The organism is Pseudomonas mercuritolerans, assembly GCF_025706525.1.
Classification (GTDB): Bacteria; Pseudomonadota; Gammaproteobacteria; order Pseudomonadales; family Pseudomonadaceae; genus Aquipseudomonas; species Aquipseudomonas mercuritolerans.
Window position 1 is genome coordinate 238,924 of sequence record NZ_JAMSHA010000011.1, and the last position, 10,541, is coordinate 249,464.

The 10,541-nt window shown below is 62.3% G+C and carries 9 protein-coding genes; all 9 read left to right on the top strand.

All coding sequences use genetic code 11. From position 1 onward, the window contains the following. The first annotated feature begins 14 nt into the window (after nt 1-14). From ND528_RS26625 to ND528_RS26665, 9 genes are read left to right on the top strand one after another with little or no spacing between them, the layout of a single operon-like run. Nucleotides 15-1,373, top strand: coding sequence for a UDP-glucose dehydrogenase family protein (locus ND528_RS26625; RefSeq protein ID WP_263471598.1), 1,359 nt, complete (start codon nt 15-17; stop codon nt 1,371-1,373). Further along, nucleotides 1,370-2,077: a WecB/TagA/CpsF family glycosyltransferase gene (locus ND528_RS26630; protein ID WP_263471599.1), complete on the top strand. Its 708-nt coding sequence runs from the start codon at nt 1,370-1,372 to the stop codon at nt 2,075-2,077. Before ND528_RS26625 ends, ND528_RS26630 begins: the two co-directional genes overlap by 4 nt. Nucleotides 2,078-2,088: 11 nt before the next feature. Beyond that, on the top strand, nt 2,089-3,168 hold the full coding sequence (locus ND528_RS26635) for a glycosyltransferase (protein ID WP_263471600.1): 1,080 nt from the start codon (nt 2,089-2,091) through the stop codon (nt 3,166-3,168). Continuing rightward, entirely contained in the window at nt 3,165-4,271 is a 1,107-nt protein-coding gene (locus tag ND528_RS26640; protein WP_263471601.1) for a glycosyltransferase, read from the top strand. Before ND528_RS26635 ends, ND528_RS26640 begins: the two co-directional genes overlap by 4 nt. 1 nt (nt 4,272) lies before the next feature. Further along, a complete protein-coding gene (locus tag ND528_RS26645) occupies nt 4,273-5,580 on the top strand; it encodes an O-antigen ligase family protein (RefSeq protein WP_263471602.1) in 1,308 nt (435 codons plus the stop codon). Continuing rightward, nucleotides 5,574-6,503 carry a glycosyltransferase family 2 protein gene (locus ND528_RS26650; protein ID WP_263471603.1) on the top strand — a complete coding sequence of 310 codons (930 nt, stop codon included), beginning with the start codon at nt 5,574-5,576 and terminating at the stop codon, nt 6,501-6,503. Before ND528_RS26645 ends, ND528_RS26650 begins: the two co-directional genes overlap by 7 nt. A gap of 17 nt (nt 6,504-6,520) precedes the next feature. After that, complete coding sequence (locus ND528_RS26655) at nt 6,521-7,939, top strand: oligosaccharide flippase family protein (protein WP_263471604.1); 1,419 nt, start codon at nt 6,521-6,523, stop codon at nt 7,937-7,939. A 31-nt stretch (nt 7,940-7,970) separates the two neighbouring features. Further along, a complete protein-coding gene (galE, locus tag ND528_RS26660) occupies nt 7,971-9,026 on the top strand; it encodes a UDP-glucose 4-epimerase GalE (RefSeq protein ID WP_263471605.1) in 1,056 nt (351 codons plus the stop codon). A 30-nt stretch (nt 9,027-9,056) separates the two neighbouring features. Then, nucleotides 9,057-10,535: a family 16 glycosylhydrolase gene (locus ND528_RS26665; protein ID WP_263471606.1), complete on the top strand. Its 1,479-nt coding sequence runs from the start codon at nt 9,057-9,059 to the stop codon at nt 10,533-10,535. Nucleotides 10,536-10,541: the final 6 nt, after the last annotated feature.

Below are 10,541 nucleotides of genomic sequence, written 5' to 3' on the forward strand. Positions count from 1 at the left end.
CATGAGGTTTTCCCATGAATGTGAGTGTATTCGGTATCGGTTATGTCGGACTGGTCCAGGGCGCCGCGCTGGCCGAGGTCGGCCACAACGTGCTGTGTGTGGATGTTGACGCGGCCAAGGTGCAGGCCTTGAATGACGGCAGCCTGCCCATCTACGAACCGGGCCTGAAAAGCCTGGTGCGGGACAATCATCACAGCGGCCGCCTGCAATTCGGCAGTGATCTGGCCGCTGCGGTAAAACACGGCGACGTGTTGCTGATCGCCGTCGGCACGCCGCCGGACGAGGACGGCTCGGCGGATCTCAAACATGTGCTCAGCGTCGCCCGCACCATCGGCGAGCACCTGCGCGGCGAGCAGATCATCGTCGACAAATCCACGGTGCCGGTGGGCACGGCGGATCGGGTGCGCGAATGCATCAATGCAATCCTCGGCGAAAGCGGCCGCGCTGCGCTGACCTTCGATGTGGTTTCCAACCCGGAATTTCTCAAGGAAGGTTGCGCGGTCGACGACTGCATGCGCCCCGACCGGATCATCATCGGCACCGACAGCCCGCGTGCCGAAGCGCTGATGCGCGAGCTGTACGAACCGTTCAATCGCAACCGCGAAAAAATCATCGTCATGGATGTGCGCAGCGCCGAGCTGACCAAGTACGCGGCCAACTGCATGCTCGCGACGAAGATCAGTTTCATGAACGAAATGGCCGGGCTCGCGGAAAAGCTCGGCGCCGACATCGAAATGGTCCGCCATGGCATCGGCTCGGATCCACGCATCGGCTACCAGTTCATCTATCCCGGCATCGGTTATGGCGGTTCGTGTTTCCCCAAGGATGTGCGGGCGCTGATCCATGCCGCCCACGGCGTCGACATCGATGCGCGCCTGCTCCGCGCGGTGGAGTCACGCAACAACGAGCAGAAAAGCACGCTGTTTCACAAGATCGCCGAGCACTTCAACGGCGCGCTGGAAGGCAAAACCTTCGCGCTGTGGGGCCTGAGCTTCAAGCCCAACACCGACGACATGCGCGAAGCCCCCAGCCGCGTGTTGATGGAAGCGTTGTGGCGAGCCGGCGCCAGCGTGCAGGCATTCGACCCGAAAGCCATGGAACAGGCGCAGCAGCTTTACGGCCCGCGCGACGACCTGACGCTTGCCGGGACCAAAGAGGCCGCGCTGAAAAATGCCGACGCGCTGGTGATCGTCACCGAGTGGCAATCGTTTCGCGCACCAGACTTCGAACTGCTCGCGCAGCAACTGAAAAATCCGCTGATCTTCGATGGCCGCAACCTGTTCGATCCGCAACGCCTCAGCGCACGCGGCTTCACCTACATCAGCGTCGGCCGGCCAACCTGCGCCGCTGAAGCACAGGATCTCGCGTCATGATCCGCCTGGAATTGCTCGACCGTTATTCGCCGGCGCTGCTGGAATCCAACCGGGCGTTTTCCTTTCTCAACTTTGCCTCGATCGGCAGCTTCATTCGCCAGCCGCCGCCGTCGCTGGCGTATTTCTGCGACGGCATGCTGATGTCCGGGTTCATGTCGCGCATCACCGGGCGCGCGGTGCAGCGGGTCAGTTTCGATTTCACCTCGATTGCCGACCCGGTGCTGCGCGAGTCCGAGCAGCGCGGCAAGCGCGTGTATGTGGTCGGCGCGCAGCAGGCGGAGCTTGATCGTTTCGTCGACAAGCTCGGCACGCAGTACCCGCGCCTGCAATTGGTCGGCGCGCGCAACGGTTACTTCGACGCCGAACAAGGTGCGGCAATCCAAGCTGACATCTGCCGGCAGCGGACCAATCTGCTACTGGTCGGCCTTGGCGCCGGTCTGCAAGAGCGCTTTATCCTCGAAGCACTGCGCGGTGGTTTCAGCGGCGTGGCGTTCACCTGCGGCGGTTTCATTCGTCAGGAGGCCAATGCCAGCGAGCGTTACTACCCCGACGCGATCAATCGCCTGCACCTGCGCGCCTTTTACCGCATGTATCGCGAGCCGCACACGATCAAGCGTTACCTGCTCGACTACCCGAGCAATGCGCTGCGCCTGACCGAACTGATTCTGCGCCAGCAAGTGGCAATCAATGTCACTGCCCCATGAGGATTGTGCCGATGCATATTCTGTTCACGCTCAAGGATTACCAGACTGGCGGCGGCGTCGAGTGCGTGCAGCAACGCCTCGCCGAGCAGTTTCTGGCGGACGGACGGCGGGTGAGTTTTTTCGTCATGAACGGCGACTCGCCCAACGTTGACGGCGCGCCGAGCATGGCCGGTGGCGGTGGCGGCCTCGCTGGCTGGCTGAAGTCGATCGTGCTGCTGCGCCGGCTGATTCGCCGTGAGGGAGTGACGCATCTGATTGGCGCCAAGGAGCAGGCCAACCTCTGCACCTGGTTCGCCACCCTGGGCAGTGCCTGCAAAGTCATCTACACCCGCCATGCCGCGCTGGATTGTGCCGAGCAGAACACCGGGCGCGCCAGCCTGCGGCTGTTGTACGCGCTGTATCTGTGCGGCAGCGGCAAGGTGGTCGCGGTGTCCCAGGGATTGCGCCAGTCGCTTGCCGGGTTGATGCCTTGGGGCCAACCGCGCATCCGTTATTGCCCGAACGCGGTCATCACCGAGCAACTACTGCGCGCGGCGCAAGCGCCGCTGCCCGGTGGCGTGCCCCATCATTACTGGTTGGGGGTCGGCCGGCTGGTGGAAACCAAAGGCTTCGATTTGCTGCTGGAGGCGTATGCGCTGGCGGCGCAACAACGCACGCTGCCCTATCTGGTAATTGCCGGCGACGGCCCTTTGCGCGCGCAGCTTGAAGCGCAGGCACAACGGCTGGGCATCGAACGCTTGGTGCATTTCACCGGGCATCTGCGCAATCCCTATCCGCTGATCCGCCATGCGCAGCTGTTGGTGCTCAGCTCATTGCACGAAGGCTTGCCGACGGTACTTGTCGAGGCGCTGGCGCTGGGCACGCCAGTGATTTCCACCGATTGCGGCAGCGGGCCGCGCGAGTTGCTCGACGATGGACGCCTCGGGCGCCTGGTCAACGTTAATGATGCGCAGGCGTTGGCCGAGGCGCTGCTCGACAGCCTGGCCAGCCGCGAACCCGCGCCACCGCCGCGACGCTCAGTCAGCGAAGCGATCCAGCCCTATACCAGCCAGTACGCCGCGCAGGCTTATTACCAGGTGTGGAACCGATGAAAAAGCTGCTGATCATCCTCCAGGACCTCGGCGCCGGTGGCGCGGAGAAAATGATGGTGCGCCTCGCCGGTGCCTTGGTCGAGGCCGGTAATGAAGTGACATTGCTGATGCTCACCGGTGCCGGCATCAATCAACCGGCGCTCGATCCTCGGGTCAGGCAAGTGTTGCTCGACAGCCCGCGCAGCGCCGCCGCCGTGCCGGCGCTGATGCGCTTTTTGCGCAGCAACCGCTACGACGCGCAACTGGCGGTGCTCACTCATGTCAACGTCGTGGCGATTGCCGCCGCCGCGCTGTCCGGTACTTTGGCGCGGCTACATGTCAGCGAGCGCAATGCCTTTTCGCGGGACAAGCACGTCAACCCGGCCCTGTCTGTGAAGCTCGCTTACTGGCTCGCGCCATGGCTGTACCGGCTCATTCCCAACCCGGTGATCTGCGTGTCGCAAGGTGTCGCCGAAGATCTGGTCGACACCACCATCGCCCGCCCTCGCGATGTGACCACCGCTGACAACCCGGTGCTCGACAACGATTTTCGCGACAAGCCTGCCGCCGCGCCCAGCCATCCCTGGCTGAAGAACAAAACCACCCCGGTGATCGTCGCCGTGGGTCGGCTAGCGCAGCAAAAGGGCTTCGACACTTTGATCGACGCCTTCGCCCGCCTGCCACAACGCGATGCGCGGCTGATCATTTTCGGCGAGGGGGCATTGCGCGCTGAACTGCTCGCCCAAGCGGCGGCGCTTGGCGTCGCGGAGCGTTGCGATCTACCGGGTTACGCCAGTGACCCTATCGCCGAGATTGCCCGGGCAGATTGTTTTGTCTTGTCGTCACGTTTCGAGGGCAGCCCCAACGCTCTGGTCGAAGCGCTGTCGACCGGCACGCCGGTGGTAGCGACACGCTGCCCGTATGGCCCGCAGGAAATTCTCGCCGATGGTGCGGTCGCGCCCTTGGTCGAGGTGGACGATCCGGCCGCACTCGCCAGCGCAATCAGCGCACAAATGGCCGCGCCACGAGCCCTGCATCGCCAGCGGCGGATTGATGCCGCCGCGCGCTTCGTCAGCGGCCGCGCGGTGCAGACCTACCTCAAGGCGTTACTCGGGAGGCGCTGAGATGAACCGCCTGCAAGTGCGTTATTCGACGCTGGCCGACGCCTTCACCCTGTTCGGTGTGCTGTTCTATACGCAAGTGATCGGCTTCTTTCTGCGCCTGGGTAATGTCAGCACCCTGGACGATGCGCAGCAGGATCTGGAAGGCAATCTGGCCAATCAGGTCTGCGGCTTGCTGACCTTGCTGGTGCCACTGTTTTTCTTCATCCGGCACAAGGTTTTTCTCAGCAAGAGCTTCTACCGGCAGAACCTGTTTCTGCTGCTGTTTCTCGGCTGCGTGGCAGCGTCGATCAGTTGGTCGAGCGAGCCGATGCTCAGCTTCAAGCGTTTCGTTGCGCTGCTCAGCGTAGTGTTCTTTGCCGGTTTCATCGCCTGGCGCTACAGCATCGAACGGATCGCGTTTCTGTTCGGCTGCGTGATCGGCGCGGCGGCGTTGGTCGGCTTGATCTTCGCTTTGATTCGCCCGGATATTGCCTTTATTTCCGGCGGCATCCGTGACGGTGCCTTTCGCGGGGTGTTCGCGGAAAAGAACGCTGGCGCACGCCTGAACGCGATTGCGATCCTGTTGCTACTGCCGATGATCCGCCAGCGCAACCCGATGGCCATGCTCTACGGATTGTTCGCGCTGATTGCCATTGGCCTGGCGCAGTCGGCCACGGCGATTGCGCTGATCGTCGCCGGCACTGCCAGTTACGCCTACTTCATCACGCTGATCCGCTTGCGCATCAACCGTTCACTGTTGGCGTTCACGGCGGCGACGCTGGTGTTCTTCCTTCTGTGTGGTGTGCTCTATGCCAACTACGCGATGCTGCTGGAACTGGTGGGCCGTGACCCGTCGCTTACCGACCGCACGCTGATCTGGGAACTGCTCCAGCCGCTGATCGATGACCAGTTCCTCAAGGGCTACGGCTTCGGTGCGTTCTGGGCGAGTGCCGATGCCGATGCGTTCATTACCCGCTGGGGCTACATCGGCAATGCCCACAGCGGCTACGTCGAAACCCTGCTCAATGGCGGTCTGATCCAGTTGATCGCCCTGCTGCTGATGTTTGCCCAGACCCTGAGCAAGCGCTATCGGGCAATCACGGCAGATCAGTCGGCGCGCTATCAGGCGTGTGCGCTGGTAATCATCGGCCTGTTCGTGGTGACCAATTACGTCGCCTACGTGATCCCCAACTATCGCTCGGGCGAGTTCCTGATTTTCTGCGTGCTCAGCCTGACCTTCCGCCATCACCTCATCGCCCGTCCGCAGCCGCTGCCAGCGGCGAATGCTCGGCCAATGCGCGGCACTTTCCGGGAGCAACGCCCATGCTGAATGATCCCTCGGCCGTCACCGTGTGCGTGGTGATTCCGCTGTACAACGCCGCCGCCAGCATTCAACGCACATTGGATTCGGTGTCTGCACAGACTCGCCTGCCGGACAAAGTCATTGTCGTCGATGACGGTTCCAGTGATGCCGGGCCAGAGATCGTCAAGCACTACGCCGCGCCCTTCCCCATCGTGCTGTTGCAGCAGCCCAATCAAGGCCCGGCCAGTGCGCGCAATCGCGGCGTGTTCAGTGCCGAAGAAACCTTTATCGCCTTCCTCGATGCCGATGACCGCTGGCATCCGGAGAAACTGCAAAAGCAACTGGCGCTGCACGCGGAGTTGACCCGACAGGGACGCAAAGTCGGTCTGGTCGATTGCTTTCAGATGAGCGAATTCCGCGACGGCAAACGCCAATTGGAGGATCGCCGCAAGCACGGCGAGCACTTTGCCGATTTCATGCGCGAGAACATCATCAACGGCACCTCCGGCGTGCTGGCCGTGCGCGAGATCATCGTCGCCATTGGCGGCTTCGATCAGAGCCTGCGCTTTGCCGAGGATCGCCTGTTGTGGACGCGCATCGCGGAAATCAGCGAGATCCACAGCGTGCCGCAGATCCTCCACTGGCGCGCCGTCAACGCCGCCAATATCACCGCGCAACCGCGCAAGTATTACCCGCACAAGCTGCGTTTCATCCAGCTGTACCTGGCGCGCTACGGCACCCGTCTGAACAAACAGCAGCGAATCTATTTCGTCCTCGCCAACCACGCCGAATTTCTCAATGCGTTTTCCCGGCGCGGCGATCATCGGCGGGTCATCGAAGTGTTCCGGCAGATGCTCGGGCATTCGTGGCAGACGCTGTTTTTCTTCCAGGGCAAACCAACCCTGCGCTACCTCTATGCCTGCTTGAAAAGCCTCGGCAACAGCCGCTGAATTACAGGGATCGCGCCATGGCCAACCGCCGCTTGATGACCCTCATATGGATTTTCACCGAGAAGTTCGGCCTGATCTTTCTGTCGATGATTACCTTTGTCGTCTACGCGCATCTGCTGACGCCGACGGAGCTGGGTATTGGCACACTGATCATCGCCGTGGTCGAAGTGGTCGGCATTCTGTTCTCGTCGATGCTGGAAGACCCGCTGGTGCGCCTGCAACGTGTCGAGGACAAACACATCAGCAGCGTATTCTGGTTTTCCGTGCTGGTCAGTCTGTTGTCGATTGCGTTGATTGCGCTGGCGGTGGTGCTGTATACGCCGTCCACCGCGCTGCGCTGGATGACCGCCGTGGCCTCGGTGAAAATCCTTTTCACCCTGATGGCGCGGGTGTATGTGGCGCAGATGCGCCGCAGCGGCAATTTCAAGTTGCTGGCCTCGCGCACGTTGCTCGGCAAAGTCGCTGGCGGGGTCGGCGGCGTGGCCGTGGCGCTGTTGGGTTTCGGCCCGTGGGCGGTGGTCGCGCAGGCGCTGATCATGGACGGTATTTCCACGCTGGTGTTGATGCGCAGCGAGCGTCGGCGCATTCCCTTTCTTATCGACCGCCAAGTGCTGGGCGAACTGCTGCGCGCCGGTCTCCCCGTTTGCGTCAACGTCATGAGTTCGCAAACCCTGCAACGCGGCGTCAACCTGATTCTCGGCCTGACTGCCGGGGCGCATGCGGTGGGCATGTTCAACCTGGCCATGCGCATCATCGACCTGCCGCGCTCGGCGATCTACAACGGTTTGATGAGTTACGCCTTGCCGGTGTTCGCCCGGCGCAGCGCTGAACCGTCGCGCCTGATCGGCGTGATAGGTGATTCCACGGCGATCAGCGGTTTCGTGCTGACACCGCTGTTCTTCGGCATCGCCCTGACCGCCGAAGACATTATCCTGCTGATCTTCGGCGCGAAATGGGCCGATGCGATTCCCTTGTTGCAAGTGCTGGCCTGCACGGCGGCGCTGGGCAATCTGGCGCTGTACGCAACTACAGCGCTGGTGGCGGTCAATCGCACGCACCTGACGCTCAAGGCGGAAGTTGCCACCACCCTGCTCGCGCTGGCGCTGGTCTATCTGCTCGGCGCGAGCTACGGCGGCATGGCGGCGGCGCTGGCATTGCTGCTGCGCATGCTGCTGATCACGCCGTTGCAGGTGCGCGGCCTGCACGCCGCCATCGGTTATCAATGGCGCTGCTTCTTCCAGTCCAGTTACCGCAGCCTGTCTGCCTCTGGCGTGATGGTCGTCGCGGTGCTGTGGCTGTCGCCGCAGACCGGCCTTTCCGGTTATGCGCACCTGGTCGCTGACATCGTGATCGGCACGCTGACCTACGCTTTGGCCTACAGCCTGCTGCACCCACGCTGGCCGCAAGAATTCAAGTTGGTGTTCACCGCCCGCTGAGCCGGATTTCCTCGCAATGGAGCACGTCGTCATGCGCAAAACCACGTTGATCACGGGCGGTGCCGGCTACATCGGTTCGCACACGGCATTGCAACTGATCGAGGCCGGACACTCGGTGCTGATCCTCGACAATCTGTGCAACAGCAGCCGCGAGGCCATCGCACGGCTCGAGCTGTTGAGTCATTCGCACATAGATTTCATCGAAGGCGATATCCGCGACGCGGCGTTGCTGGAAGAGATTTTCAGCACCTACGCGATCGACGCGGTGCTGCATTTCGCCGGGCTCAAAGCCGTTGCGCAAAGCGTGCGGCGGCCAATGGATTACTACGCAAACAATGTCGTCGGTACGCTGAACCTGTGTGAGGCGATGGCACGCGCGCATGTGTTCAATCTGGTTTTCAGTTCCTCGGCCACTGTCTACGGCGAGCCTGCGGTAATGCCGATCATCGAAGCCCATGGCACCGGCAAACCGGCCAATCCTTACGGGCGCTCGAAGTTGATGATCGAAGAATTGCTCAGCGACCTCGCCGTCGCCGATTCACGCTGGAACATTGCCGTGCTGCGCTACTTCAACCCGATCGGCGCGCACGATAGTGGGCTGATCGGCGAGGCGCCCAACGGTCGGCCGAACAATCTGCTGCCGTGCCTGACCGAGGTTGCCAGCGGCCAGCGCGCGGCGTTGACCGTTTATGGCAACGACTATCCAACGGTCGACGGCACCTGTATCCGCGATTACATCCATGTGCTGGATCTGGCCGAAGGTCATCTCAAGGCACTGCAGGTTTTGCAAGGCACTGAGCATGGCCTGCACGTATGGAACCTCGGCACTGGCACCGGCTACAGCGTGTTGCAGATCATCAGCGCCTTCGAAGATGTCAGCGGCCTGCGCATTCCCTATCGCTTCGCCCCGCGCCGCGCCGGTGATATCGCCGAGTGCCGCGCCGACGCGAGCAAGGCCGGGCGCGAATTGGGCTGGCGGGCGCAACGCGAACTGACGCAAATGCTCGTCGACAGCTGGCGCTGGCAGACCAACAACCCATGGGGCTACCGCCCGCAACCGGCGCTGCTGCTGGCGGTGGGCACTTGAACCGGGGCAAATCCACGTTAGGGACGACTCATGAACAGATCACGTTGCTTGCTGTTTGTCTTGCTGCTGCTGAGCGCTGGCGCCAGCGCCAATATTCCAGGACCGGTCACGAATGGACTGGTGTTGTGGCTGGACGGCAATGATCCGGCCTCGATGACACTGGAGGGGCAAAACCAGGTCGTGCGCTGGCTGGATAAATCCGGCAAGGGCAACGACGTAGTCGTCGACAATCGCGCGGCGACGACTTTGCCGACGCGGGTCGACAACGCGCTCAACGGCCACGGCGTGGTGCGTTTCAGCGGCACGGCGGCGTTCATGGGCCAGGCGATCCGCACGAGCAAAGGCCCGGTGACGGTGTTCGTTGTCTCGCGGCGCTTGCCGGAGCAGGCCGGCGGCAAGGCCTGGCAACGACTGTTCAGCTCCCGCCCGCAACTGGCGGATAACGATAACGTCGCACCGAACTTCGGCATCAGCGTGCAGCAAACCACCGCGTACGAACCGGCGCTGGCGTTGCTGGAAACCAGTGACGTGCCGATCGGCCCGTTCGCGGTGGCGCGCAATGTGGTTGGCACCTCGGAGATCCTGCGTGGCGACATCGCCGAAGTGCTGGTTTATGACCGCCCATTCAGCAACCAGGACGAACGCCGTAACGTGTTCGACTACCTCGCGCAAAAATGGGCGGTCACCGTTCCGCAACAGGCCGATGCGTGGACCCGCGCCGGCCCATTAGGCCCGACCCCGACTCACGTTACCCCCGACCTGCCGTTGTCGGATCAGGCCAATGCCGGCGGCTGGAAGCTCGATACGCGTCTGTCCGACGAATTCAACGGCAGCGCGCTCGATGCCCAACGCTGGCACGTCAACAACGCCACCGGCACTGATTCCCTCGGGCGCAAACCGGCGCTGTTTTTGCCGGAGAATGCCAAGGTCGGCAGCGGCAATCTGAACATCACTTTCCGCAAGCAGACTCTGCCGGAGAAATACGTCGCCTTGGGCTACAAGGACTACAGCTCGGCGATGGTGCGCACCAACGAGCGCGGGATGTACGGCTATTACGAAGCCCGGGCGAAACCGATGAACTCCGCCGGCTCCAGTGCATTCTGGCTGGCATGGACCGGGCTGCCGGACAATGCCACGGAAATCGATATCTTCGAAATCGGCGGCAAGACCCGCAATGAAGCGTTCGACTATCGGTACAACATGAACGCGCATGTCTGGGCCAGACCGCAGAATGATCAACACCTGAGTTCCGGCAGTACCTGGATTGCACCGTGGCGGCTGGCCAATACCTTTCATGTCTACGGCTTTGACTGGCAACCCGAGACCTTGCGCTGGTACGTCGACGGCGTGCTGGTCCGGGAGGCGAAGAACAACTACTGGCACTTCCCCATGCAAATCGTCTTCGACAGTGAAGCGATGTGGGACTGGTTCGGCGTGGTCGACGATGCTGATCTGCCGTCGGTGTTTCGGATCGATTACGTCAGGGTCTGGACCCGCTCAGCGCAATAGCAGCGC